The sequence below is a fragment of the Amycolatopsis thermalba genome, assembly GCF_003385215.1.
GTDB lineage: Bacteria > Actinomycetota > Actinomycetes > Mycobacteriales > Pseudonocardiaceae > Amycolatopsis_E > Amycolatopsis_E thermalba.
In genome coordinates, this window is record NZ_PQHW01000102.1 from 1 (window position 1) to 25,384 (window position 25,384).

20 protein-coding genes, 1 pseudogene and 1 riboswitch are annotated in these 25,384 nt (G+C 73.0%); of the genes and pseudogenes, 5 read left to right on the plus strand and 16 right to left on the minus strand.

Features of this window, described 5'->3' with window-relative positions; all coding sequences use genetic code 11:
• Positions 1–188: 188 nt before the first annotated feature.
• Together D0D15_RS28965 and D0D15_RS28970 are read right to left on the minus strand one after the other, a co-directional pair.
• Complete coding sequence (locus D0D15_RS28965; protein ID WP_094007713.1) at positions 189–569, minus strand: VOC family protein; 381 nt, start codon at positions 567–569, stop codon at positions 189–191.
• A 22-nt stretch (positions 570–591) separates the two neighbouring features.
• A pseudogene (locus D0D15_RS28970) lies at positions 592–1,454 on the minus strand (EamA family transporter).
• A 151-nt stretch (positions 1,455–1,605) separates the two neighbouring features.
• Here D0D15_RS28970 and rpsT point away from each other — a divergent pair.
• Positions 1,606–1,866, plus strand: coding sequence for a 30S ribosomal protein S20 (gene rpsT / locus D0D15_RS28975; protein WP_094007714.1), 261 nt, complete (start codon positions 1,606–1,608; stop codon positions 1,864–1,866).
• Between the two features lie 266 nt (positions 1,867–2,132).
• On the opposite strand, the gene holA is transcribed toward rpsT, so the two are convergent.
• Positions 2,133–3,113 carry a DNA polymerase III subunit delta gene (gene holA, locus D0D15_RS28980; protein ID WP_115944902.1) on the minus strand — a complete coding sequence of 327 codons (981 nt, stop codon included), beginning with the start codon at positions 3,111–3,113 and terminating at the stop codon, positions 2,133–2,135.
• A gap of 136 nt (positions 3,114–3,249) precedes the next feature.
• Positions 3,250–3,382, plus strand: a riboswitch (SAM riboswitch).
• Positions 3,383–3,395: 13 nt separating this feature from the next.
• Between holA and thrC the strand changes: the two genes are divergently transcribed.
• Entirely contained in the window at positions 3,396–4,661 is a 1,266-nt protein-coding gene (thrC, locus tag D0D15_RS28985; RefSeq protein ID WP_094007716.1) for a threonine synthase, read from the plus strand.
• Between the two features lie 13 nt (positions 4,662–4,674).
• On the opposite strand, the gene D0D15_RS28990 is transcribed toward thrC, so the two are convergent.
• The 7 genes from D0D15_RS28990 to nadD form a co-directional block, all read right to left on the minus strand.
• Positions 4,675–6,945, minus strand: coding sequence for a ComEC/Rec2 family competence protein (locus D0D15_RS28990; protein ID WP_244214994.1), 2,271 nt, complete (start codon positions 6,943–6,945; stop codon positions 4,675–4,677).
• A 77-nt stretch (positions 6,946–7,022) separates the two neighbouring features.
• Entirely contained in the window at positions 7,023–7,778 is a 756-nt protein-coding gene (locus tag D0D15_RS28995; protein WP_094007717.1) for a ComEA family DNA-binding protein, read from the minus strand.
• Positions 7,779–7,977: 199 nt separating this feature from the next.
• Positions 7,978–8,841, minus strand: a complete 864-nt coding sequence (locus D0D15_RS29000; RefSeq protein WP_094007718.1) for a DegV family protein — start codon at positions 8,839–8,841, stop codon at positions 7,978–7,980.
• Between the two features lie 9 nt (positions 8,842–8,850).
• Entirely contained in the window at positions 8,851–9,585 is a 735-nt protein-coding gene (gene octT / locus D0D15_RS29005) for a diglucosylglycerate octanoyltransferase (RefSeq protein WP_094007719.1), read from the minus strand.
• A 1-nt stretch (position 9,586) separates the two neighbouring features.
• Positions 9,587–10,198: a histidine phosphatase family protein gene (locus tag D0D15_RS29010; protein WP_094007720.1), complete on the minus strand. Its 612-nt coding sequence runs from the start codon at positions 10,196–10,198 to the stop codon at positions 9,587–9,589.
• Entirely contained in the window at positions 10,195–10,593 is a 399-nt protein-coding gene (gene rsfS / locus D0D15_RS29015; RefSeq protein WP_094007721.1) for a ribosome silencing factor, read from the minus strand. Before rsfS ends, D0D15_RS29010 begins: the two co-directional genes overlap by 4 nt.
• A gap of 73 nt (positions 10,594–10,666) precedes the next feature.
• Positions 10,667–11,260 (minus strand): nicotinate-nucleotide adenylyltransferase, encoded by a 594-nt coding sequence (gene nadD, locus D0D15_RS29020; protein ID WP_094007722.1) that lies wholly within the window; start codon positions 11,258–11,260, stop codon positions 10,667–10,669.
• Positions 11,261–11,502: 242 nt separating this feature from the next.
• Between nadD and D0D15_RS29025 the strand changes: the two genes are divergently transcribed.
• Together D0D15_RS29025 and D0D15_RS29030 are read left to right on the plus strand one after the other, a co-directional pair.
• Positions 11,503–13,608 carry a RecQ family ATP-dependent DNA helicase gene (locus tag D0D15_RS29025; RefSeq protein WP_094007723.1) on the plus strand — a complete coding sequence of 702 codons (2,106 nt, stop codon included), beginning with the start codon at positions 11,503–11,505 and terminating at the stop codon, positions 13,606–13,608.
• Between the two features lie 1,048 nt (positions 13,609–14,656).
• A complete protein-coding gene (locus D0D15_RS29030) occupies positions 14,657–15,946 on the plus strand; it encodes an MFS transporter (protein WP_094007724.1) in 1,290 nt (429 codons plus the stop codon).
• Here the strand turns inward: D0D15_RS29030 and proB are convergent.
• The 5 genes from proB to D0D15_RS29055 form a co-directional block, all read right to left on the minus strand.
• Positions 15,943–17,052, minus strand: coding sequence for a glutamate 5-kinase (gene proB, locus D0D15_RS29035; RefSeq protein WP_115944903.1), 1,110 nt, complete (start codon positions 17,050–17,052; stop codon positions 15,943–15,945). The two genes, D0D15_RS29030 and proB, sit on opposite strands and share 4 nt — an antisense overlap.
• Positions 17,049–18,506, minus strand: a complete 1,458-nt coding sequence (obgE, locus tag D0D15_RS29040) for a GTPase ObgE (protein WP_094007726.1) — start codon at positions 18,504–18,506, stop codon at positions 17,049–17,051. The genes proB and obgE overlap by 4 nt, the downstream gene beginning before the upstream one ends.
• A gap of 119 nt (positions 18,507–18,625) precedes the next feature.
• The gene (gene rpmA / locus D0D15_RS29045) at positions 18,626–18,883 is read right to left on the minus strand and encodes a 50S ribosomal protein L27 (protein WP_094007727.1); all 258 of its coding nucleotides are present in this window, start codon (positions 18,881–18,883) and stop codon (positions 18,626–18,628) included.
• A gap of 15 nt (positions 18,884–18,898) precedes the next feature.
• On the minus strand, positions 18,899–19,213 hold the full coding sequence (rplU, locus tag D0D15_RS29050; protein WP_094007728.1) for a 50S ribosomal protein L21: 315 nt from the start codon (positions 19,211–19,213) through the stop codon (positions 18,899–18,901).
• Between the two features lie 155 nt (positions 19,214–19,368).
• Positions 19,369–22,689 carry an Rne/Rng family ribonuclease gene (locus D0D15_RS29055; RefSeq protein ID WP_115944904.1) on the minus strand — a complete coding sequence of 1,107 codons (3,321 nt, stop codon included), beginning with the start codon at positions 22,687–22,689 and terminating at the stop codon, positions 19,369–19,371.
• A gap of 501 nt (positions 22,690–23,190) precedes the next feature.
• Here D0D15_RS29055 and D0D15_RS29060 point away from each other — a divergent pair.
• Positions 23,191–24,534, plus strand: a complete 1,344-nt coding sequence (locus D0D15_RS29060; RefSeq protein ID WP_162830682.1) for a S8 family peptidase — start codon at positions 23,191–23,193, stop codon at positions 24,532–24,534.
• Here the strand turns inward: D0D15_RS29060 and D0D15_RS29065 are convergent.
• On the minus strand, positions 24,512–25,339 hold the full coding sequence (locus tag D0D15_RS29065) for an ABC transporter permease (RefSeq protein WP_094007731.1): 828 nt from the start codon (positions 25,337–25,339) through the stop codon (positions 24,512–24,514). The two genes, D0D15_RS29060 and D0D15_RS29065, sit on opposite strands and share 23 nt — an antisense overlap.
• Between the last annotated feature and the right edge of the window lie 45 nt (positions 25,340–25,384).

Consider the following 25,384-nt stretch of genomic DNA (forward strand, 5'->3'; position numbering starts at 1 on the left):
CACCGCGGCGGATTCAGCCCCGCACGGCCGCTACCGCCCTCCAACCCGCGGCAGCACGAACCCCCACAGCACCACCCAGCCACACGCCCCCGCACCGCGGCGGATTCAGCCCCGCACGGCCGCTCGCCCCGGATCGGCGGCGGCACGAACCCGGCCGATCGAACCGCCGTCCGCCCCCTGCGCGGGTGTCACTGCGGCCTGACGTCCGTCCGCAGTGGATGGTCCGGCGGGATCTCCACCAGCACGATCGACGTGCCGTCCGGGTCGGAGATGCGCGCCTCGTCCAGGCCCCACGGCTCCCGGCGCGCCTCGCGGTCCGGCTGAACCCCGCGCTGGGCCAGCTCGTCGAGCGTGGCCTCGAGGTCGCGGACCTGGAACCACAGCTCGACGTCCGGGCTGGTGCCCTTCTCGCCGCGGCCGACGACCTCCAGGTAGCCCTGGCCGGTGAAGAACACGGTGCCGCCGGGGAACGTGCGGTAGATCGCCAGGCCGAGCACGTCCCGGTAGAACGCCGTGGTCTTCTCGGGGTCGCGGGGGTGGATCAGCACCCGGCTGCTCAGCACGTCCATACCTCCTCCCTACCCCACCCGGTCAGGAGGCCGCAATCGCGGCGATCCCGGCCAGGACCACGACCGAGCCGGCCAGGCGGCGGACCGGGTGCGGCTCGTCCAGCACGAGCCAGGCGGCGAGCCCGCCCAGCACGATGCTCACCTCCCGAGCGGGGGCGACCAGGCTGATCGGCGCCATGCGCATCGCGTAGAGCACGAGCAGGTACGCGACGGGCGACAGCACCCCGACGATCACCGCCTCCCGCCAGTGCGACCGCCACAGCGCGCCGATCCGGCCGCCCGCCCGCATGGCCGCGGGCGCGAGCAGCAGGCTCTGCAGCACCGAGCCGGCGGCGAAGTAGGTCAGGGGCGGGACGGCGAGGGCGTTGACGGCGTGGTCGTCCCAGAGCGTGTAGGCGGCGATGGCGACGCCGGTGAGCAGCCCGTACCAGACCCCGGCCCGGCGGGCGCGGGCGTCCGCGGCCGAGCGCGAGCCGAGCCCGATCACCAGCACCCCGGCGACGACGAGGAACGCCCCGGCGAGCCCGAGCCACCCCGGCCGCTCGCCGAGCAGGACGACGGCCGCGAGCACCGACAGCAGCGGTCCGCTCCCCCGCGCCAGCGGTAGACGACGGACAGGTCGCCGACGCGGTACCCCCGCTGCAGCACGATGCTGTAGGCGATGTGGAAGACCGCGGTGAGCAGCGCCGCCACCAGCCAGGTCCACTGTGGATGCTGCCCCTCGGCCACGAGTGCGACGACCGCGACCGGGGCGCAGACCACCGCCGAGACGGTGTAGTAGAGGAAGACGAACCGGGCCCCGGCGGCGACCCGTTTGGCCGCGAGGTTCCACCCGGCGTGCACGACGGCAGCCAGGAGTACGAGCCCGAGCGCCGTGCCGTTCACCTGCTCCCTCCCAGCCAGTGCGAGTGACACCGTAGCGCCCTGCTAACCTTGACGGTCGTTGCCGTGTGGCATTCCGCCAGGGAGGAAACCCGCACGCCGGGGCCGGTACAGCGCGGCAGCGAACCCACCGACAGATCGAAGGAGCGCCTTCATGGCCAACATCAAGTCCCAGATCAAGCGCATCAAGACCAACGAGAAGGCGCGCCAGCGCAACCAGTCGGTCAAGTCCTCGGTGAAGACCGCGATCCGCAAGTTCCGCGAGGCCGCCGAGTCGGGCGACAAGGCCAAGGCCGTCGAGCTGCAGCAGGTTGCCGCTCGCGCCCTGGACAAGGCCGCCAGCAAGGGCGTCATCCACGCGAACCAGGCCGCCAACAAGAAGTCGGCGATGGCCAAGCGCGTCAACCAGCTCTGAGCTTGATCTCCAGCGAAGGGGCGGGCATCCGGCAGGGTGCCCGCCCCTTCGCCGTTCCCGCAGGCTGACAAGGCTGCCACTTCCCCCGATGCGATCGACGCGGGACCGCCCACGGCACCCCGGTCACGGCAGCCGCCCTCCGGCTGCGCGGCCGGCGTCGGTTCATGACTGCACCAGCAGCGGTGACTTCCCGGCCCAGGCGCTCACCAGCAACCCCCAACCCCACAGCGCCCGCCCCGGCGCTGTTCCGGGTCCGCCAGCCGGGCTCAGCGCTTGTCGCGGGCGGCGGCGAGTTCCAGGACTGCCCGCTCCAGCGCGTAGGCCGGGTCCGCGGCCTGGCCCTTGACCTCGGCGTTCACCCTCGCCACCACCGCCATCGCCTCGGCGAGGCCGGCCTGTGTCCACCCGCGGGACTGTCCCTGCGCCTTGCGGATCTTCCACGGCGGCATGCCCAGCTCACCGGCCATCTGGTTCGGGTTGCCGCGCCCCGCCGCCGACACCCGCGCGATGGTGCGCACCGCGTAGGCGAGGGCGTCGGCGATCAGGACGTGCGCCACGCCGATCTGCAGCGCCCACCGCATCGCCTCCAGCGCCGCGCCGCGCTCCCCCGCGACGGCCTTCTCCGCCACGGCGAAGCCGGTCACGTCCGCTCGGCCCCGGTGGTAGCGGCGCACGGCCTCCTCGTCGACCCGCCCGCCGGAGTCCGCCACCAGCTGCGACGCGGCCGCGGCCAGCTCCCGCAGGTCGGATCCGACGGCGTCGATCAGCGCCGCGACACCCGCCGGATCGATCTTCCCACCGGCCTGCCGGACCTCGTTGCGGACGAACGACTCGCGGTCCGCCGGCCGGGTGATCTTCGGACACTCGGTGACCTGCGCACCGGCCTTGCGCAGCGCCGCGGGCAGGGACTTGGCCGCCTTGCTGCGTCCGCCCCCGGTGTGCACGACGACGAGGACGACCCCGTCGGCCGGCATCTTCGCGTAGGCCAGCACCGCGTCGGCCAGCTCCTGGCCGATGTCCTGCGCGCCCTCCAGCACGATGACCCGCCCCTCGCTGAACAGCGACGGGCTGACCAGCTCGGCGAGGGCGGGCGGTGTGAGATCGGGCACGCGGACCTTGGTCATCTCGGCAGTCGGGTCCTCCCGGCGGGCCTGATCGAGAGCGCCCCGGACGGCGCGCTCGACGAGCAGCTCCTCTTCGCCGAGCACGAGCTGCAGGGGGGCGGAGGTGGTTGCCGGCGCGGTCACGGTTCAGATCCTCCCACGGACCACCGACAGCTCCCGAGCGTGATGAAACCCGCAGGGGCATGGCGTGGTCCGAGCGATGTGCCGTATGTTGTCAACCAGGCATCGCGCGAGCGCGTGAGCCACCACAATCGAATACCGCTCATCCAGAGGGGCAGAGGGAACGGCCCGACGAAGCCCCGGCAACCGGCGTCAGCCTGTCATCTCGATTCCGCGAGGTAGCTGACGATCACGGTGCCAATTCCGGCCCGCGTCAGCGGGACAGATGAGGAAAGGAACCTCGCGATGACTGCAGCCCTCGATTCGACCACCACCCGCGGCACCATCGACCTCGGTCCGGCCGTGGAACTGGTCTCCAAGGAAGAGGGTCACCGCCAGCCGCTCGCCCCGGAGTTCGTCTCCGCCGAGGACTTCTCCCCGCTCGAGGTCGCCTACGACTTCGGCCGTGTGCGCCGCGAGGACATCCAGGCCGGCCCGCGCAACATCTGGCGCTACAAGAAGCTCCTCCCGGTGCCCTCGAACGTCGAGGAGATCCCGAACACCGAGCCCGGGTGTACCAGGCTGGTGAAGGCCGACCGGCTCGCCAAGGCTCTCGGCGTGAAGAGCCTGTGGGTCAAGGACGACACCGGCAACCCCACCCACTCGTTCAAGGACCGCGTCGTCGCCGTCGCCCTGGCCGCGGCTCGCGAGTTCGGATTCGACACCCTGGCCTGCCCGTCCACCGGCAACCTGGCCAACGCCGTCGCCGCGGCCGCCGCCCGCGCCGGCTGGCAGTCCGTGGTGCTGATCCCGTCCTCGCTCGAGCGCGCCAAGGTGCTGACCACCGCGGTCTACGACGGCAACCTCATCGCCGTGGACGGCAACTACGACGACGTCAACCGCCTGGCCACCGAGCTGGCCGCCGAGCACGAGAACTGGGCGTTCGTGAACGTCAACGTGCGCCCCTACTACTCGGAGGGCTCGAAGACGCTCGCCTACGAGGTCGCCGAGCAGCTCGGCTGGCGGATCCCCGAGCAGATCGTCGTGCCGATCGCCTCGGGCTCGCAGCTGACCAAGGTGGACAAGGGCTTCCGCGAGTTCGCCAAGCTCGGCCTGGTCGACGACACCCCGTACAAGGTCTTCGGTGCCCAGGCGGCCGGCTGCTCGCCGGTCTCCGCGGCCTTCCGCAACGGCCACGACGTCGTCCAGCCGGTCAAGCCGGACACGATCGCCCGTTCGCTGGCGATCGGCAACCCGGCCGACGGCCCCTACGTGCTCGACACGGTCCGCCGCACCGGCGGCGCGATCGAGGACGTGACCGACGCAGAGGTCGTCGAGGGCATCCGCCTGCTGGCCCGCACCGAGGGCATCTTCACCGAGACCGCCGGTGGTGTCACCGTCGCGACGGCGAAGAAGCTCATCGAGGCCGGCAAGATCGACCCGGACGCCGAGACCGTCCTTCTCATCACCGGTGACGGCCTGAAGACCCTGGACGCGATCGAGAACGAGGTCGGCCCCAAGGCGACCGTGCCGCCGTCGGCGGCGGCCGTGCACGAGGCGCTGGGTCTGTAATCAAGGTTCCACCTCACTTCCCCCGGCGCACCAGCGCCGGACCGGTCTGATCGGGGATCACCGCGGTGTCGCCGTCGGTGTCCGTGCGGGCGACGAGCGCGCCGTCCGCGGTCAGGGTGTCGAGTGTCGTGCGGTTCGGGTGGCCGTAGCGGTTGCCCAAACCGACGCTCACCAGCGCCAGCCGCGCGGACACCGCGGCCAGGAACTGGGGCAGCGAGAACCTGCTGCCGTGGTGGGGCACCTTCAGGATCTCCGCGTGCAGATCCGTTCCGGCAGCCACCAGGTCGGCCTGCGCGGCCAGTTCCACATCACCGGTCAGCAGCACGCCGCCCGCCGCCGTGTGAGCCCGTAGCACGACCGAGCCGTTGTTGATCTGTGTTCCGTCGTCGTCCTCTCCTTCCGGCACGTACCGGGGACCGAGCACCTCCAGGTCCAGCGCAGGCCACTCGAGCCGTCGACCGAGGTCCAGTTCGAGCAGCGGAACCCCGTGCCTGGCGGCGATCCGGCCGGCCTGACGCCACGCCCAGTCCGGCTGCCGCCCCGGTCCCACCGCGATGGCCCCCACCGACCGCCCCTCGAACACCGAGTCGAGCCCGCCGATGTGGTCGGCGTGCAGGTGGCTCAGCACCACCAAGGGCACCCGCTCGACGCCCAGCCGGTCCAGGCACCGGTCGGCCGGCCCCGGCTCTGGCCCGGCGTCCACCACGACCGCCCGACCGGGCTCACCGGTGGCCAGCACGAGGCTGTCGCCCTGACCGACATCGCAGGCGACGACCGCCCAGCCCGGCGGCGGCCAGCCGGGCGCGATCACCCTGCCCGGCAGGACGACCAGCAGCACCCCGGCCAGCACCAGCGCCAGCAACACCCGCAGCCGCCGCCGGCGCAGCGCCAGCACCACGGCGACGGCGACCACCAGCGCGAGGACCCCGCCCCACCAGCCGCTGGGCCACGCCAGCACCGCCCCGGGCACTTCCGACGCCCGCCGCGCGACGACGATCAGCCAGCCCGCCTCCGGCCCGGCCAGCCGGACGACCATCTCGCCACCGGCGGGCCACGCGGTGGCGACGACCGTCGCGAGCACCCCGAACACCGTCGCCGGAGCGACCACCGGCGCGGCCAGCACGTTCGCCGCCACGCTGACCAGGCTCAGCTGCCCGGCCATCCCGGCCACGACGGGCGCGGTCACCACGAACGCCGCCGCCGGCACCGCCAGCCCCTCCGCGAAACCCGGCGGCACCCGGCGACGCTGGAGGGCTTCCGCCCACCGCGGCGCCAGGAGCACCAGCCCGGCCGTCGCGATCACCGAGAGCGCGAAGCCGAAGCTCACGGCCATCGCGGGATCCCACGCCACGAGGACGCACGTCGCCGCGGCCAGCGCGGGCACGACCGATCGCTCCCGCCCCAACGCCAGCGCCAGGAGGGCGATCCCGCCCATGACCCCGGCCCGCAGAACGCTCGGCTCCGCGCCCGCCAGGACCACGAACCCGGCCAGCGCCAGCCCGGACAGTGCCGCCGACAGCCGTGGCCCCGCCCGCAGCAGCCGCAACAGCAGGAGGACGGCACCGCACACGATCGCGACGTTGGACCCGCTGACGGCCATGAGGTGCGTCAGCCCGGCGTCGGTGAACTCGCGGTCGAGCCGTTCGGACAGCCCGCTCGTGTCGCCCACCACGAGGCCCGGCACCAGACCGGCCTGCTCCTCGGGCAGGACCGCACACGCTTGCCGGAGCGCCTCGCGCAGCGACTCGGCGGCGCGCTGCCACCACGGAGCCTCCGTGGCCGCCGCGGGCGGACCGCGCACGTAGATCGCGGCGACGGTCAGGTCGGCGTCCCGGGGCGGGGCCAGCTCACCGCTCGCGGTGATCTCCTGACCCGGGATGACCTCGCTCCACGGCGCGAACGGCGCGAGGAGCGCGACCCGCCCGGACGAGACCACCGGCTGCGCGCCGTGTTCCGCGTGCAGGACCTCAGCCGCGATCACCACCGACCTCGGCCCAGCCTGCTGATCGGCGTACCCGGCCGAACGCACCGGTTTCGGGCGTTCCGTCACCAGCACGTGCAGGGTCACCTCGGTTCCGCGCTGCGCGAGGCCGCGGAGCGGATCGTGCTCCGCCCGGCTCAGGCGGAGCCCGAGCGGCCCGGCCAGCAGGAGACCGGCCACGAGCAGCGCAGCCGCGCCCGTCCACCAGCGTGACCGGCCCGGACGCAGCCTGATCAGCAGCACCACGGACACCAGCACTGCCGCGACGCCGCACGCCAGGGCCAGCCACCACGCCCCCAGCATTCCGAGCAGCGCCCCGAGCCACAGCGTCAGCGCGGCCGGCACCAGACGGAAGTCGTGCCGGACAACGGGTTCCGTGATCACGACACCGTCACCTGGTCCCGCAGCCGGGACAGCCGCGCCTCGCCGATGCCCTCGACCTCGCGCAGCTCGTCGACGGATCGGAACGTGCCGTGCTGGGTGCGCCAGTCGATGATGCGCTGGGCGGTCACCTCGCCGATCCCCGGGAGCGCGTCGAGTTGTTCCGCCGTGGCCGTGTTCAGGTCGACGAGCGCCGGGGCGCTGCCGGCCGCGGCCGGTGGCGACGCGCCGGGCGGTGGCGGGACGCCGACGTAGATCTGCTCACCGTCGCTCAGCTTCCGCGCGAGGTTCAGCGCCGTGACGTCGGTGCCCTCGATCGCGCCGCCGGCCGCGCGCAGGGCGTCCGCCACGCGCGCACCGCCGGGAACGGTGACGAGCCCCGGGTTGCGGACCTTGCCGACGACGCTGATCACCAGGGAGCTGTCGGCGACCCGGCTGGCGGACGCGGAGACCGGCGCGGGCCGGTCCGGGGCCGCGGGCAGAACCGGCGCGTGTTCGACGGGCGGACTGCCGCCGAGGAGCGCGATCGAGGTGCCGACGAGCACCAGGACCGCGACCAGGGACAGGAGGACCGTGGTCAGGCGCCGCCGCTGCGGACTGCCGGTGAGCGCGGCCGGCACCCAGCGCTCGACCAGCCGTCCGACGGCGCCCGGTGGCCCGATGTCCTGGTCGGCGGCGAGGGCCTGACCGGCGAGCTGCTCGAGCCTGCGGTTGACGGGGATGCCCGGCGATTCCGGGGCTGATCGTTCGAACACGCATTCGACGCTAGGGGGCGCGGGGAGGAGGGAGAAGCGGGAATTGGGGAGGCTGTGGACAAGTGGGGGTCTGTGGACAAGTGGCGCGTTCCGCCGCGGTGGCACGGCTTTCTGTCGGTGACGTGTGGCATGGTGGAGCTTTTTGGGCGTGCGTCACTCAAGTGCTTGCGCGACAAGGTTTCGGCGAGTCCGGGAAGATTCAGCGGCTGCCGGGCCCGCCTGGATTCCGTTGCACCACAACGCCGACCACACCGGGCCCGGTGTGCGCGCCGATCACCGCGCCCAGTTCCGACACCACGCAGCCGTCGGTGACGCTCACCCGCTCCTCGATGCGGTTCGCCAGTTCCACCGCCCGCTCCGGGGACGCGAGGTGGTGCACGGCGACCTCCACCGGTTCCCCGCGGGCGGCCTCCTCGGCGAGTTCGACCAGGCGCGCGATGGCGCGGTTCATCGTGCGCACCTTCTCCAGCGGTTTGATCCGGCCGTCGTCCAGGTGCAGCACCGGTTTCATGGCCAGCGCGGTGCCCAGCAACGCCGCCGCCGCGCCGATCCGCCCGCCCCGCCGCAGGTACTCCAGCGTCTCGACCACGAACAGCGTCGCAGAGCAGCGCACCGCCGCCGTCGCGGCCGCTTCGACCTCCTCCGCCGCAGCGCCGGCCGACGCCGCGCGCGCCGCGTGCAACGCCGCGAACCCGAGCCCCATGGCCGTCCCGCGCGAATCGACGACTCGCACGCGATCCGGTCCCACCTCCTGCGCCGCCAGCACCGCGGACTCCCAGGTCCCGGAGATCTCGCTGGACAGGTGGATCGACACGACCGAGTCCGCGCCCGCCTCCAGCGCCTCCTGGAAGACCGTCGCGAACTCGCCGGGCGTCGGCCGGGACGTCGTCACGATCCGGCGCTGACCCAGCGCCTCGGCGAGCGCCGCCGCCCCCACCTCGACTCCGTCCAGTGCGGCGACCCCGTCGATGAGAACGTGCAGCGGGACGACGCGCAGGGCATACCGCTCGGCGAAGCCCTCGGGCAGATGGGCGGTGGAATCCGTGATGACGGCGACCGGCACGACGCCAGCCTACGTGCCGGCCGGCGGTTCGCCGGGGTCCAGGAGCGGACCGATCAACGCGGCCATCGCCTTGCCCACGAGCGCGTGCCCCTCCCAGCCCCAGTGCATGCCGTCCGGGTTGCCGCGGCCGCTCAGGACGTGCTCCCCCACCACCTCGGCCAGGTTCAGCAGCGGCACGCCCGCCCGCCGCGACCAGGCGGCGATGGCGGCGGCCGTCTCTTCCCGCCCGGTGTGCACGTTGCCGTAGGACGAGGCCTGGTGGACGCTGGGCAGGACGGCCACGATCGGCATCTCCGGCCGCAGGATGCGCAGCGCGTAGACAGCGCGGTCGAGGTAGTGCACGGTGAGCTTCGCCGGCAGGACCCGCGGGCGGCCGCGCAGCGCGACCGCCAGCCGAGGCTGAGCCGCCAGGTACGCCTTCCGGACGGTGCGGCGGAAACCGGCCGGCCGCAGGTACCGCAGGCCGCCGCGCAGGTAGGTCGGCAGCGGCGAGGGCAGCGTGTCCATGCTCCCGACGGCCAGCACCACGGCGTCGGCGTGCTTCAGATCGGCCCACACGCGGGGGTCGCCGATCATCGCCCACCACGCGTCGCGCGCGGTCCAGCCCGCGGAGGCCACCAGGTCCGCACTGCCGCCCAGCGCCGCGGCGGCGATGTTCGGCCACAGCCGGGGCTCGTCGGCCGCGCACGGGCTCTCCGGGCCCTGGAAACTCAGCGAGTCGCCGAAGACCAGCAGCCTCGGCATCTCAGCCGAGCATTCCGGCGTTGTAGGCGTGCAGGCGCCAGCGGTCGTCGCGCAGGCCCAGCTCGACCCAGTGGCAGTTGCCGATCCCGCCGAGCTGCGGCCACGCCTCCACCGGCAGGTTCAGCAGCTTGCCGGTCAGGGCGGTGATCAGCCCGCCGTGCGCGGCCAGCAGCACGGTCTCACCCGGGTCGTCACCGGCCAGCAGGTCGCTGACGACCTCGGAGGCGCGCTCGGCGACCTCGACGCGGGATTCCCCGCCCGGCGGCGCCCAGGTCGCGTCCACGCGCCAGATGGCGCGGTCACCGGGCCAGCCCGCGTCGACCTCGGCGCCGGTCAGGCCCTGCCAGTCACCCAGGTGGGTCTCCCGCAGGCGCTTGTCGATGCGCAGCGGCACCCCGATCGCCTCGGTGAGCACGGTAGCGGTGTCCATGGCCCGGTGCAGGTCCGAGGAGATGACCAGGTCGGGCTCGAAGCGGGCGAGCGCGGGCGCGGCGAAGCGGGCCTGGTTCCAGCCCACCTCGGTCAGCGCCGAGTCCAGGTGGCCCTGCATGCGCCCGGCGGCGTTGTAGTCGGTCTCCCCGTGCCGCCACAGCACGAGGCGGCGGAAGCTCACGAGGCGTCCCCGGCGTCCCCGGCGTCGACGGCCTCGGCGAGCCCGGCGACCTCGATGCGCGGGCAGTCCTTCCAGAGCCGCTCGATGCCGTAGAACGAGCGCTCCTCGTCGTGCTGCACGTGGACCACGACGTCGACGAAGTCGAGCAGGACCCAGCGGCCCTCGCGCGCGCCCTCGCGGCGGACCGGCTTGTGCCCGGCCGCCCGCAGCTTCTCCTCGACGTTGTCCACGATGGCCCCCACCTGGCGCTCGTTGGGCGCCGAGGCGATGACGAACACGTCGGTGATGACGAGCTGCTCGGAGACGTCCAGCACCACCACGTCGGTGGCCTTCTTGTCCGCGGCGGCGTGTGCCGCCACGGTCGCGATGTCTCGTGCCTGGGACGTCGCTGCCACTCCTGTGCTCCCTCATCCTGAGACCGTCGGTCCACCGAGGGTACCTGCCGCCGTCGGCGGCCCCGGCGGCGTGTCAGGCGGGCTTGCGGTACAGCCCCCGCTTGTCGATGTACCGGACGACGCCGTCGGGCACCAGGTACCAGATCGGCTCGCCGTGCTCGACGCGGTCGCGGCAGCCCGTCGACGAGATCGCCATCGCGGTCACCTCGACCAGGCTCACCTTGCCGCTGGGCAGGTGGTGGTCGTTGAGCTTGTACCCGGGCCTGGTGACGCCGATGAAGTGCGCGAGGGTGAACAGCTCGTCGGCGTTGTGCCAGGTCAGGATCTGTTCGAGCGCGTCGGCGCCGGTGATGAAGAAGAGCTCGTCCTCGGGGTACTCGCTCTTCAGGTCGCGCAGGGTGTCGACGGTGTAGGTCTCGCCGCCCCGGTCGATGTCCACCCGGCTCACCGAGAAGACCGGGTTGGAGGCGGTGGCGATGACCGTCATGAGGTAGCGGTCCTCGGCCCGGGTGACCCGCCTGCCGGACTTCTGCCACGGCTGGCCGGTCGGCACGAAGATCACTTCGTCGAGGTCGAACCGGGACTGCACCTCACTGGCCGCGACGAGGTGGCCGTGGTGGACGGGGTCGAACGTGCCGCCCATGACCCCGATTCGGCGTGGTGACATGAACGGATCGTAGAAGCGCGAGTGCGCGGGTACTGCCCCGCTCCCCGGTAACAGCACCCGCGCACTTCGCTCCGCCGGGGGTTCGAGGGGAACCACCGGAGGCCCCGACAGCGAGGAGACTCCGCTGTTCGGGTGTCCTGATGCGGACATTTGATGTGTCTTACGTCACATTACTCGACGACTGGTCCACTCGTGCGGTACTCGGCTCGGTTTCGTCGGAGCGTTGGGGTAGACGTTGACCCGTGGACCTTCACCTCCTGCGCGAACGAGCCGAAACGCTGCTCCGGGCATTGGCCGGGGACGGCGCGACCCTGCGCGACGACCAGTGGACAGCCATCGAAGCGCTGGTCGCCCACCGCAGACGCGCTCTCGTCGTGCAGCGCACCGGCTGGGGCAAGTCGGCCGTGTACTTCCTGGCCACCGCCCTGCTGCGCGAGCGAGGGGCGGGCCCGACGGTGATCATCTCCCCGCTGCTGGCGTTGATGCGCAACCAGATCTCCGCGGCCGGGCGGGCCGGCATCCACGCGGCGACGATGAACTCGGCCAACCAGCAGGAGTGGGACGACGTGCAGGCGCGCATCGCGGCCGGCGAGATCGACGTGCTGCTGGTGAGCCCGGAGCGGCTGAACAACCCGGACTTCCGCGACACGGTGCTGCCCAAGCTGACCACGACAGCGGGGCTGCTGGTCGTCGACGAGGCGCACTGCATCTCCGACTGGGGCCACGACTTCCGGCCCGACTACCGGCGCCTGCGCACCCTGCTGGCGGGACTGCCCGAGGGGGTGCCCGTGCTGGCGACCACCGCGACCGCCAACGACCGGGTGGTCACCGACGTCGCCGAACAGCTCGGGCTCGGCCAGGGCGGCGACGCGCTGGTGCTGCGTGGCCCGCTCGACCGGGAGAGCCTGCACCTGTCGGTCGCAAAGCTGCCCACCCCGCAGGCGCGGCTCGCCTGGCTCGCGGACCGGCTCGGCGAGCTGCCGGGGTCCGGCATCATCTACACGCTCACCGTCGCGGCGGCGCACGACATCGCGGAGATGCTGCGCGAGCGCGGGTTCCCGGTCGCCGCGTACACGGGCAAGACCGAGCCGGCCGAGCGGGAAGCGGCGGAGGACGATCTGCTCGCCAACCGGGTGAAGGCGCTGGTGGCGACTTCGGCGCTGGGCATGGGGTTCGACAAGCCCGACCTCGGGTTCGTCGTTCACGTCGGGGCGCCGTCCTCGCCGATCGCCTACTACCAGCAGGTCGGGCGCGCCGGTCGTGGCGTGCGCCGGGCCGAGGTGATCCTGCTGCCGGGTCAGGAGGACGCCGAGATCTGGCGGTACTTCTCGTCCCTCGCCTTCCCGGACGAGCAGCGCGTCAACCAGGTGCTCAACGCGCTCGCCTACGCCGACCGGCCATTGTCGACGGCAGCGCTCGAGCCGATGGTCGAACTGTCCCGGTCACGGCTGGAGATGGTGCTGAAGGTGCTCGACGTGGACGGCGCGGTGCGGCGGGTGAAGGGCGGCTGGGAGGCGACCGGGCAGGACTGGCACTACGAGCGCGAACGGTACGAGCGCGTCGCCCAGGCGCGGCGGGCGGAGCAACAGGCGATGCTGGAGTACCAGGCCACCACCTCGTGCCGGATGGAGTTCCTGCGCCGCCAGCTGGACGACCCGTTCGCCGAGCCGTGCGGGCGGTGCGACAACTGCACCGGCGAGCACCGGGACGTGACGGTGTCGGCGGAGGCGGTCGAGAAGACCGACGAGCGGCTCCGGCGGCCGGGGGTCGAGGTGGGCCCGCGCCGCCAGTGGCCGACCGGTATGGGGTCGCTCGACGTGCCGCTGTCCGGGCGGATCGGGAAGGGCGAGCTGGCCGAGCCGGGACGGACGCTCGGGCGGCTGACGGACGTCGGGTGGGGCGGGCCGTTGCGGGAGCTGGTCGGCGAGCGGGCAACGGATGGTGAGGTGCCGGAGGCGGTTTTCCAGGCGTGCGTTCAGGTTCTGGCGGCCTGGCGGTGGGAGCAGCGGCCGGTGGCCGTGGTGGCGCTGCCGTCCGCGACCCGGCCGCGCCTGGTGCACGACCTCGCGACCCGGCTGGCACACATCGGACGGTTGCGCTTTCTCGGCACGCTGGAAAGCCGCGGCGGCCGCCCTCGGCGGGCGAACAGCGCGCAGCGGGTGGCGGATCTGTGGCAATCGCTTGCGGTGCCGGGCGATGTGGCCACGGAGTTGTCCGGTGTGGATGGACCGGTGTTGCTGATGGACGATCTCGTGGACACCGGCTGGACGATGACGCTGGCCGCACGGCTCCTGCGCCAGGGCGGGGCGCCGGCCGTGCTGCCGTTCGCACTGGCGAGCACGAACTGAGGGGAGGAATTGGTTTGAAAGCAGACCGGTAATCGGCGGTTTACGCAGGCACGGCACGGCTCCCGCGGCGGGGCGAGCCGTGGTGGCCTCCAGCCATGACGTAGGCAGGCGACCGGAGGACGTTCGGAGGGCGAACCTGCCGGGATGGAGCCGGACTCCGGTGAGGCCCGGTGCGACGGCGGCCTGCGCCCAGCCGGCCACTGCGCGAAGGCCAGCCGCGCCAGCCGGACACCGCGCGAACGCCAGCCGCGCCGACCGGACACCGCACGAACGCCACCCGCGCCGACCGGACACCGCACGAACGCCACCCGCGCTGGCCGGGCACTGTGTCGTGGTCACCCGCGCCAGTCGGGCAGCCTGTGATGGCCACCCGCACCGGCCGGACACCGCGTGAAGCCACCCGCGCCAGCCGGACACCGCATAAAGGCCATGGGCACCCGCCGGCCACCGCGCGGCGCCCACCCACGCCAGCCGGGCACCGTGTCAGGGCCACGCGCACCAGCTAGGTACGGTGCGCACGCCACCGGCGTCAGCCAGGCGCCATGCGAACGCCAGCCGCGCCAGCCGGACACCGTGCGAACGCCAGCCGCGCCAGCCGGCCACCGTGCGAACGCCAGCCGCGCCAGCCGGCCACCGTGTGAAGGCCAGCGGCGTCAGCGGGGCACCGTGCGAACGCCAGCCGGACACCGTGCCAACGCCACCGGTGCCAGCCAGCCACCGCGTGAAGGCCACCCCCGGCGGGCACCGTGTGGACGCCAGTCGCGCCAGGTGGGGAGTGGTTGAGGCCATCTGCGTCAGGCTGCCGGCGCCCCGCCATGTCGGCGCCCCCGCGCCCGCGGTATCGGCGCAGTCATCCGGGCGCCTGTGATGACCGGACACCGGGCGGTGGGCGTCGCCGTTGGGTGTGGTGCGTCCGCCGCGTGGGTGTCACTTCCGGGCGCTCCCACAGGAAAGTGCAGCTCAGCCCCTTCCGGGCGGAAAGGAATCTTTCGGTCTGGGCCGAGGTGTGGCATTGTCCCACCCCATCGGGTGAATGTGGAGGTATGCGGTGGTTGAGTCGAAGGTGGGCACGCAAGTCCGGCACCGGCTGCCCGTCGGGAAGTTGTTCGCGGCCAGCGTCGGCAACGCGCTGGAGTGGTTCGACTGGACGATCTACGCGACGTTCAGCATCTACTTCGCCACCGCGTTCTTCCCGGCCGGCAACGACCTGCTCGCCCAGATCAACACCTTCGCCACCTACGCGCTCGCCTTCTTCTTCCGGCCCCTCGGCGGGCTGCTGCTCGGCCGGTTCGCCGACGTCCGCGGCCGCAAGCCGGCCATGATCCTCACCATCACGCTCATGGCGGGCGGCTCCATCGTCATCGCGATCCTGCCGACGTTCCAGCAGGTCGGCTGGCTGGCCCCGATCCTGCTGCTCCTCGCCCGCATCGCGCAGGGGCTCTCCCTCGGCGGCGAAGTCTCCAACGCCTCCGCTTACCTCGGCGAGATCGCGCCGCCGAAGTGGCGCGGCCGCTACTCGTCCTTCTTCTACATCTCCACCGGCTCCGCGGTGCTGCTCGCCTCGGTGCTCGGGTTCGTCCTCGCCCGCACCATGGACAAGGCCGACATGAGCTCCTGGGGCTGGCGCATCCCGTTCCTGCTCGGCGGCGTCCTCGGCATCGTCGGCCTCTGGCTGCGCCGCAGCCTGTCCGAGACCGAACAGTTCGAGCAGAACAAGGGCCGCGCCCAGCGCGTCCGCCGCCCCCTGCTCACCACCCTGCGCGAACACCCGAAGGCCGTCGGCCAGCTCGTCGGCATCAGCATGCTCTCGACGCTGTGCTACTACACGTTCTTCAGCGCCCTCACGCCGTTCGCGGTCAAGACCCGCCACGTCAACGACGTCGACGTCTTCCTCGCCCTGTCCATCGCCACCGCGCTGTTCGTCGCGCTCCAGTACCCCTTCGGCGCGCTCTCCGACCGCATCGGGCGCAAACCCCAGCTGTTCGTCTGGTCCGCCGCCACCGCGATCCTCATCGTGCCGCTGTCCACACTGGTCAAACCCGGCCTGGCCAACCTGCTCATCGTCTTCTGCGTCGGCCTCGGGCTCTACGCGGCCCTGTCCAGCGTCGCGCCGGCGATCATGAGCGAGCTGTTCCCCACCGAGCTGCGCGGCCTGGGCATCGGCGCCTGGTACAACCTCACGGTCGCCGTGTTCGGCGGCACCGCTCCCCTGGTCATCAGCGCGCTCTCCGCCGCCGGCGCACCGATCGTGTTCTTCTGGTACGTCGCGGCCGGCGCGGTGATCGCGTTCCTGGTGCTGCTCACCCTGCCCGAAACGAAGGGCTCGGAACTGCGCTAACGGCGGAACGGCACCAGATCGTCGGCGTGCACGACCTCGCGGCGCTGCTCCTCCGGCAGCTCGTGGCTGGACCGGCCGATCAGCTCGGGCAGCTCTCCCGCGTCGAACGCCACCACGCCACGGGCCACCACGCGCTGCGCCGGGTCGACCAGCTCCACCACGTCGCCCGCCTCGAAGTCACCGTCCACCCCGGTGATCCCCGCGGCCAGCAGCGACCGGCGGCGCCGCACGACCGCGGCCACCGCGCCGTCGTCGAGCGGCACGCGCCCGCGGGTGCCGGCCGCGTAACCGAGCCAGAACCGGCGCGCGGACAACCGGCTGTCAGCGGCCCGGAACGCGGTGCCGACCTCGGCCGTGGACAGCGCCAGGGCTGCGTCGGACGCCGCGGCCAGCAGCACCGGAATACCCGCCGACGCGGCCGTGCGCGCCGCCGCCAGCTTGGACACCATCCCGCCGGTGCCCAGGCCCGAGCTGGACATGCCGACCGCGATGCCCTCCAGATCCGCGGGCCCGGCGACCTCGGCGATGCGCCGCGTCGAGCCGGACCGCGGGTCCCCGTCGTACAGACCGTCCACATCGGACAACAGGACCAGCGCGTCGGCGCCGATCAGGTGCGCCACCAGCGCGGCCAGCCGGTCGTTGTCGCCGAACTTGATCTCCTCGGTGGCCACCGTGTCGTTCTCGTTGACCACCGGCACCGCACCCAGCGCCAGCAGGCGGGAAAACGTCCGCTGGGCGTTGCGGTAGTGCGCGCGCCGCACCACGTCGTCGGAGGTGAGCAGCACCTGGCCCACGGTCAGCGCGTACCGGCCGAACGATTCGGCGTAGGCGTGCGCGAGCTGCAGCTGGCCGACGCTCGCTGCGGCCTGCTGGGTGGCGAGGTCCCGTGGCCGCTTGCCGAGCGCGAGCGGCGCCAGCCCGGCCCCGATCGCGCCGGAGGACACCAGCACGATCTGGCTGCCCTGCGCGATCCGCGCCGCGATGGCGTCGACCAGCGCGTTCAGCCGCGTCACGTCGAGCCCGTCGCCTGCGGTGGTCAGCGCCGACGAACCGACCTTGACGACCAGCCGTTCCGCCGCCGCGACGGCTTTGCGGGCCACGCTCATCGTGCTGTCGCGTCCTCGTCCTCGGGCTGGTCCGGCCCGTCGCGCCGGATGCGCCGGGCTTCCTTGCGCTCGGCCGCCGACACGCGGTTGTTCTGCTCCAGCCGCACGTCGGTGCCCCGACCGGTCATGTGCGCCGCCACGCCCGGCGTGGACGGCTCCCACTCGAAGGTGATGTCGCCGATCGTCACCGGGCAGCCCGGCTCGGCGCCGCGCTTGGCCAGCGCGTCCTCGACGCCCAGCCGGTTGAGCCGGTCGGCGAGGTAGCCCACGGCCTCGTCGTTGCCGAAGTCGGTCTGCCGGATCCACCGCTCGGGACGCGCGCCCCGCACGATGAAGCCGCCCGCCTCCTCGGGGTCCTCCTCGATGCTGAAGCCGGAGTCGTCGACCGCCACCGGCCGCAGCACGATCCGCGTCGGCTCCGCCGCCGGCTGCGCGGCCCGGTACTTCTCGACCTCCCTGGCCAGCGCGAAGGTCAGCTCGCGCAGACCCTGGCGGGTCACCGTGGAGACCTCGAACACCGGCAGGCCGCGCGCCTCGAACTCGGGGCGCACCATCTCGGCCAGCTCGGCGGCGTCGGGCACGTCGATCTTGTTCAGCACCACGACCCGCGGGCGGGAGTCCAGGTCGCCGCCCAGCGCCGGGGTGTAGCGCGCCAGCTCGGCCTCGAGGGCGTCCACGTCGGACACCGGATCGCGGCCCGGGTCGTAGGTTGCGCAGTCGACGACGTGCACCAGCACGGCGCAGCGCTCGATGTGGCGGAGGAAGTCCAGGCCGAGGCCCTTGCCCTCGCTGGCGCCCGGGATCAGGCCCGGCACGTCGGCCATCGTGAACACGGTGTCGCCCGCGTTGACCACGCCGAGGTTCGGCACCAGCGTGGTGAACGGGTAGTCGGCGATCTTCGGCTTGGCCGCGGACAACACCGAGATCAGCGACGACTTGCCCGCGGACGGGAAGCCGAGCAGGCCCGCGTCGGCGACCGAGCGCAGCTCCAGCACGAGGCTGCGCTGCTCACCGGGCTCGCCGAGGAGGGCGAAGCCGGGCGCCTTGCGGGCCTTGGACGCCAGCGCCGCGTTGCCGAGGCCGCCGCGCCCGCCCTGGGCGGCGACGAACGTGGTGCCCGGGCCGACCAGGTCCGCCAGGACCTCGCCGTCCTCGGACATCACGACCGTGCCGTCGGGCACCTTGAGTTCCAGGGTCTCGCCGGCCGCGCCGGCGCGGTGGCTGCCCTGCCCCTGGCGGCCGTTGGTGGCCTTCGCGTGCGGGTGGAAGTGGAAGTCGAGCAGCGTGTGCACGTTCGGGTCGACGACGAGCCGGACGTCGCCGCCGTTGCCGCCGTTGCCCCCGTCGGGGCCGCCGAGCGGCTTGAACTTCTCGCGGTGGATCGAGGCACAGCCGTGCCCGCCGTCGCCCGCGGCGACGTGGATCACCGCGCGGTCAACGAACCGGGACGCCATCGTGAAGCCTCTTCTCATTTCTTCGGAGGGATATCAGCCATCTTCAGCAACAAGGGGCGGGACCGGATCTGTTCCGGGCCCGCCCCTCGCTGAAGGTGCTGGGTTGTCTAGCCGGACCCTCAGGCCTCGGCCGGGACGATGTTGACCGTCTTGCGGCCACGCTTCGAGCCGAACTCCACGGTGCCCGCCGAGAGGGCGAACAGCGTGTCGTCGCCGCCACGGCCCACGTTCAGGCCGGGGTGGAACTTGGTGCCGCGCTGGCGGACCAGGATCTCACCGGCGTTCACGAGCTGACCACCGTAGCGCTTGACGCCGAGGTACTGGGGGTTGGAGTCGCGCCCGTTGCGGGAGCTGGACGCACCCTTCTTGTGTGCCATGGCTCCTGCAGCTCCTTACTTCGTGATTCCGGTGACCTCGACGCGGGTCAGCTGCTGACGGTGACCCTGCCGCTTGTGGTACCCGGTCTTGTTCTTGAACTTGTGGATGCGGATCTTGGGACCCTTGGTCTGCTCGACGACCTTGCCGGTGACCGAGATCTTCGCGAGTGCTTCGGCATCCGCCGTGACATCGCTGCCGTCGACGTACAGCACGGCGGGGAAAGAGTGCTCGGTGCCCGGCTTGCCCTCGAGCTTCTCGACCTCGACGACGTCGCCGACGGCCACCTTGTACTGCTTGCCGCCGGTCTTGACGATCGCGTACGCCGACACGGAAGTCTCCTGCTAACTCGACAATGGGTGAGGGCTTGCGCCACGTCCCGCTGTGTGCGGTCCGGTGATCGCGCCATAGCCCGTCCGGGGACGGGCCGTCTTACAGGTTACGTGACGCCCCGGTGCCGGTTGACACCGGGGCTCACGAAGGTGGATCAGCTCTGCTCCGACGCGTGCACCGGCGGGCCGGCCGGGCGGGACGCCGCACGGCGCGGGCGCCGGCTCGCGGTCCGGGTGGCCGGCGTGGGCACGCTGACCTCCGGAGACGCATCGGTGGCGTCATCCTGACCGGTGGTGGCCGCGGGGGTCTCCACGGGGCCGGCCGGGACCGTGACGGGCTGCGACGGCTCGGTGGCGGCCTGGACGGGCTCCGGGGGCGCCGCGGGCCTGCGGGCGACGCGGCGGGTCCGGGAGGAGCGGGCGGGCTTCGCCTGCTCCGCGGCGGGCGGCTGACCGGGCTGCGGCTCCTCGGGCTGCTGGGTGCCCGCCCCGGCCTGCGCCTGCGGCGCGCCCCCGGAACCGGCCTCCGCGGCGGGCTGACCCGCCGCGGACTGTGCCTGCCCAGCCGGTTCGCCCGCTGCCGCGGGCTGTGCCTGTGGCTCGGCCTGACGTGCGGTCTCGGGCCGAGCCTGCGGCTCGGTCACCGCGTCCGGCTCACGCCGTGCCTCGGAGCGGGCCTGCCCCGCCCCCTCGTGCCGGGCTTGAGCCGCGGCCGACTGCTCGGTCTGGCCCGCCGCCTGTGCCTGCCCGGCGGGCTCGCCCGCCGCAGGCTGCGCCTGCGACCCGGCCTCGGATGCTTCCTCGGGCTGGGCCGGTTCGGCTTCGCGGCGGGCCCTCGCTCCGGACCTGCGCCCGGAACGGCCGCCGGCGGCCTTCTCCGGGACGGCGGTCTCCTCGGTGGCCGGAGCCGCGCCGTTCTGCTCGGCGGTGTCCGCCTTCTCGCCGCCCTCGGTCTTCGTGGAGGCGATCTTCGCGGCCTTGGCCATCGCCTCGACGGCCGAGATCGTGCTCTCCCGCTGCACCGGCGACGGCTCGGGGGTCTTCTCCGCCTGCGGCTCCTCGGTCTTGGCCCGGCCGCGCGACCGGCGCGAACCACCACCGCCGCCACCGTGCTGGTGACCGCCGCCGTTGCCGCCGTTGCCCGACTTGACCGGCTCGGTCGAGACGATGACCCCGCGGCCCTTGCAGTGCTCACACGTCGTGGAGAACGCCTCGAGCAGGCCGGTGCCGATCTTCTTCCGGGTCATCTGCACCAGGCCCAGCGAGGTGACCTCGGCGACCTGGTGACGGGTGCGGTCCCGGCCGAGGCACTCGGTCAGCCGCTTGAGCACCAGCTCGCGGTTGGACTCCAGCACCATGTCGATGAAGTCGATCACGATGATGCCGCCGATGTCGCGCAGCCGCAGCTGGCGCACGATCTCCTCGGCCGACTCCAGGTTGTTGCGGGTGACCGTCTCCTCCAGGTTGCCACCCGAACCGGTGAACTTGCCGGTGTTGACGTCGATCACCGTCATCGCCTCGGTGCGGTCGATGACCAGGTAACCACCCGAGGGCAGCCACACCTTGCGGTCCAGCGCCTTGGTGAGCTGCTCGTCGATGCGGTGCTCGGCCAGCACGTCACCGGTGCCGACGTAGCGCTTGAGCCGCGGGGTGAGGTCCGGCGCGACGTGCTCGACGTAGGCGCGGATGGTCTCCCACGCCGTGTCACCCTGGACCTCGAGCGAGACGAAGTCCTCGGTGAACAGGTCGCGGACCACCTTGACCAGCAGGTCCGGCTCCTCGTACAGCATCACCGGAGCGGACGACTTCTTGCCGGAGGACGCCGCGTCGGCCTTCTCCTTGACGACCTCCCACTGCGCCTTCAGCCGCCGGACGTCGCGCTCCAGCTCCTCCTCGCTGATGCCCTCCGACGCGGTGCGGATGATCACACCGGCGTCCTCGGGGACGATCCGCTTGAGGATGTCCTTGAGCCGCCGCCGCTCGTTCTCCGGCAGCTTGCGCGAGATGCCCGTGGCGCCGCCCGAGGGCATGTAGACCAGGAAGCGGCCGGGCAGCGAGATCTGCGTGGTCAGCCGGGCGCCCTTGTGCCCGACCGGGTCCTTGGTGACCTGCACCAGCACGTTGTCGCCGGTGGACAGGGCCTGCTCGATCTTGCGGGACTTGCCCTCCAGGCCGGCGGCGTCCCAGTCGACCTCGCCGGCGTAGAGCACGGCGTTGCGGCCGCGGCCGATGTCGACGAACGCGGCCTCCATCGACGGCAGCACGTTCTGCACGCGGCCCAGGTAGACGTTGCCGACGATCGATCCGCTGCCCTGCGAGGTCACGAAGTGCTCGACCAGGACACCGTCCTCGAGCACGCCGATCTGGGTGTGCTCGCCGCGCTCGGCGACGACCATCGTCCGCTCGACCGACTCACGGCGGGCCAGGAACTCGGCCTCGGACAGGATCGGCGCGCGGCGGCGGCCCGCCTCGCGGCCGTCCCGGCGGCGCTGGCGCTTGGCCTCCAGGCGGGTCGAGCCGCGGACGCTGCGCACGCCGTCGGAGCTGCTGCCGTTGCGGTCCTTGTCCTCGGCCTTGGTCTCGCGGACGTGGACGACGGTGTTCGGCGGGTCGTCGGTGGTGGCCTCGGCGTCGCCGTCCGAGCCCTTCCGGCGGCGACGGCGACGGCGGCGACGGCTCGAGCCCTCGGTCTCGTCGGTGTCCTCGGACGGCTCGGCTTCGTCGGCGGTGTCCTCGGCCTCGGCCTTGGCGGCCTCCTCGGCCGGCCTGGAATCGTCGGTCTCGTCGGCCTCGGTGGTCTCGGTGGCGTTCTCGTCGCCGCCCTTGCCCCGGCCGCGGCCGCGGCGGCCCCGGCGGCGGCGACGGCGGCCCGCGCCGTCCTCGCCCTCGTCGGCGTCCTCGTCCGGCTTGTCCTCGCCGACCGGCTCGGCCTTGGGCGCGAGCTCCTCGACGGCACCGGCCTCCGGCGGCAGGAACACCGGTGACGGGGCCGCGAAGACCGGCATGTGCGGCGGGCGCTTCGGCTGCCGCGCGGGCTCGGCGACGGGCTCGGGCGCGGCGGCGGCCGGTGCGGTCTCCGGCTCGGGTTCCGGCGTCACCTGGGTGGCGGGCTCGGGGGTGGCCGGCGTCTGGACGACCGGCTCGGGCGTGCTCTCCGGGACGGCGTCCGGCGCGGGCGCGGCATCCTCGGCGGGAGCGACCGCCTCGGGGGCAGCCGCCTCCTCGACGGCCTGCTCGTCGGCCGGGGCGAGCGCCTCGGCGACCTTCACCGCGACCTCCCGCGGCACGCTCGACTGGGCGCTGCGCGCCGTCTCACCCAGCTCGGAGAGCTTCGCCAGCACGACCCGGCTGTTGGAGCCGAGCAGCTTCGCCAGGGCGTGCACCCGGACGCGGGGCGGCAACTCGCCCAGCGGGCCGGTTGCGGGTAGGGCGGTGTTCCCGCCGGTGTTCTCGGCGGGTGTGTCCGCGTTCGACATACATCTCCTCCGCCCCCGGGCGCGTCCCAGCCGCTTGGGCTGGCGGACGCGGCCGCACAGGGGCCCTTCCTGTCTGGTCCGCCGGGGTGGTCACCGCCGGCGGGAATCCTGTGCCTCGTCTCGCCCCGACGGTGCCGGGGTCCGGCACCCGCCGATGGCAGGTCCGCTCGGTGACGGGCCGTCCGAGCCGGCGGTTCCCGCCCGCCCTGCCGCTCGTCGAGCCACCCAGGTGGTTCCTGGCGGCGACGACCTGGCGCTCTTCCAGCCTGTCTCCGGACCGCAACCCCCGGAACGGACCGCAGGTCGCGGGCGTGTCGGCGGAAGCAGCCAAGCCGAGTATCCCACACGGTGCGTCCGGTGCGGCGTACTCGGTGCCAACAGGCGCGTGACCACGGCCGGGCGAACTTGCGCGTCGCGCTTGTCGGCGCCGCGCGGGGTGGCTTAGCGTGCGGCTGGACGCCGACGGCTTCCGGCCGCTGTTCGCCCTGTTGGAGGTCCCCGTTGCCCGGCTTCGGACGATCACTGGTGGCGGCCGCGTGCGCCGTCCTGGCGCTGACGCCGGTCCGGATCGCGGCGGCGGAGCCGGAGCAGGCGTGCGCGGACAGCGGGCGGGACGAGCGCTACCTGGTCGTCTTCGACCGGGACACGCCGCCGGCTGCGGCCCGGGACCAGGTGGGCGCCGCGTGCGGGGAGCTGACCGGCTACTACCCGCAGATCGGTGTGGGCGTCGCCACCTCCGGCGACCCGGGCTTCGCGCAGCGGATGGGGCCGGGCCGGGTCTACAGCGCGCGGGACGAGCGGCGGACCGGGCAGCGGTCTCCGCGGCCCGGGCTGCGGGCGACCGCGCCGTCGGACGTGCCTGCCGCCGACCGCTCCGGTGAGCAGTGGAACCTGGCCGCGGTGGGCGGTCCCGGCGCCGGCAGCCCGGACGTGGTGGTCGGTGTGCTGGACTCGGGGATCGACCCGGACCACCCCGATCTCGCGGCCGCGGTGGACCGGGACGAGTCGGCGGGCTGCGTGGGCGGTGTCGCCGACCCGGCCGAGCGGGCGTGGCGGGCCACGACGTCGGGGCACGGCACGCACGTCGCCGGGATCATCGCCGCGGCCGACGACGGCCGGGGCACCACCGGGGTCGCGCCCGGGACGCGGGTGGCGTCGGTGAAGGTGATCGACGACCGCGGGCTGGTGACGTCGGAGGCCGTCGTGTGCGGGCTGATGTGGGCGGCCGAGCACCGGATGGCGGTCACCAACAGCAGCTTCGCGATCAACACGTGGGGGCCGTCGTGCAGCTGGTCGCCGGCGCGCGAGGTGGTGCGCGAGGCGATCGGCCGGGCGGTGGTGTACTCGGCCTCGCGGGGCACGCTGAACGTGGCCGCCGCGACCAACGACGCGGTGGAATTGACGCCGGCGTCCCGGGCGGGCGGATGTGACGCGCTCCCGGCGGCGGTGCGGGACGTGGTGACCGTGTCCGCGGTGGGGCGGGACGAGGTGAAGGCCCGGTACAGCTCGTACGGGCTCGGGGTGGTCGACCTGACCGCGCCGGGCGGCGACGGCGGCTCGTGCGTGCTGTCCACGACGCCCGGCGGGTACGGCGAACTGTGCGGCACGTCGATGGCGGCGCCGCACGTGGCCGGTGCGGCGGCGGTGCTCGCGGCCGAGCGGCCCGGGGCGACGGCCCGGCAGCTGCGGCGGGCGCTGGAGGAGCGCGCGCGACCGGTGCCGTGCCCCGTGGACTACGACCTCACCGGGGACGGGCGGCAGGACGCGTTCTGCGCCGGGTACACCGGCTACAACGGGTTCTACGGGCACGGGCTGGTGCGGGTCAGCGCAGGAGCAGCCCGCTGAGGCGGCGGGCCGCGCCCCAGACGCCGAGGACCGCCAGCGCCACCAGGTAGGCGATGTGGCCGATCATGCCCGGGTGCAGGGCGCCGACGGCGAGTTCACGCATCAGCTGGATGCCGTGGTAGAGCGGCGAGCACTGGACGAGGACCTGCAGCGCGCCGGGGTAGACCGACAGCGGGTAGAACGTGGTGGAGAACAGGAACATCGGGACGACGGCCAGCTGGATGTAGTCGAACTGGGACGTCGAGCGGAGGAAGGTCGCGCAGGCCATGCCGATCGCGGCGAAGGCGAACGCGATCAGCAGGGCGACCGGGATCAGCAGCAGCGCCCACGGTGAGGTGACCAGGCCCATCGCGGCCATCACGGCGAAGAACGCGACCGAGTAGAGGCCGCCGCGCAGGACGGCCCAGGAGATCTCGCCGATCGCGATGTCCAGCGGGCCGATCGGGGTGGCCAGCATCGCGTCGTAGGTCTTGGCGTAGCGGAACTTGAAGAACACGTTGAACGTGCTGTCGAAGATGGCGCCGTTCATGGCGGACGAGGCCAGCAGGGCGGGCGCGACGAACGCGACGTAGCTCATCGGCTGCCCGTCCGGGCCGATGGCGTCGCCGACGAGCCTGCCGAAGCCGATCTGGAAGGCGACGAGGTAGAGCAGCGGCTCGAGCACGCCGGAGGCGAAGACCAGCCACATGCGCGAGTAGGCGAGGACCGAGCGCTCGACGAGCTTGCTGGCGCGGCCGGCGTAGAGGCCGGGAGGCAGGACGCGGAGCAGGAGCCCGCGGCGGTCGGTTCGGGGCAGGGTGGTCATCGGGGCTCTGGCGGGGTTGTGGCGGGGTGGCTGGGGGTCCGGGAG

What these genes read in the sequence shown, in the direction of transcription:
- D0D15_RS28965 (WP_094007713.1), bottom strand. Translation starts at nt 569, where the DNA reads ATGGACGTGCTGAGCAGCCGGGTGCTGATCCACCCCCGCGACCCCGAG.
- rpsT (WP_094007714.1), top strand. Translation starts at nt 1,606, where the DNA reads ATGGCCAACATCAAGTCCCAGATCAAGCGCATCAAGACCAACGAGAAG.
- thrC (WP_094007716.1), top strand. Translation starts at nt 3,396, where the DNA reads ATGACTGCAGCCCTCGATTCGACCACCACCCGCGGCACCATCGACCTC.
- D0D15_RS28990 (WP_244214994.1), bottom strand. Translation starts at nt 6,945, where the DNA reads ATGCTGGGGGCGTGGTGGCTGGCCCTGGCGTGCGGCGTCGCGGCAGTG.
- octT (WP_094007719.1), bottom strand. Translation starts at nt 9,585, where the DNA reads ATGCCGAGGCTGCTGGTCTTCGGCGACTCGCTGAGTTTCCAGGGCCCG.
- nadD (WP_094007722.1), bottom strand. Translation starts at nt 11,260, where the DNA reads ATGTCACCACGCCGAATCGGGGTCATGGGCGGCACGTTCGACCCCGTC.
- proB (WP_115944903.1), bottom strand. Translation starts at nt 17,052, where the DNA reads ATGAGCGTGGCCCGCAAAGCCGTCGCGGCGGCGGAACGGCTGGTCGTC.
- obgE (WP_094007726.1), bottom strand. Translation starts at nt 18,506, where the DNA reads ATGGCGTCCCGGTTCGTTGACCGCGCGGTGATCCACGTCGCCGCGGGC.
- rpmA (WP_094007727.1), bottom strand. Translation starts at nt 18,883, where the DNA reads ATGGCACACAAGAAGGGTGCGTCCAGCTCCCGCAACGGGCGCGACTCC.
- D0D15_RS29055 (WP_115944904.1), bottom strand. Translation starts at nt 22,689, where the DNA reads ATGTCGAACGCGGACACACCCGCCGAGAACACCGGCGGGAACACCGCC.
- D0D15_RS29065 (WP_094007731.1), bottom strand. Translation starts at nt 25,339, where the DNA reads ATGACCACCCTGCCCCGAACCGACCGCCGCGGGCTCCTGCTCCGCGTC.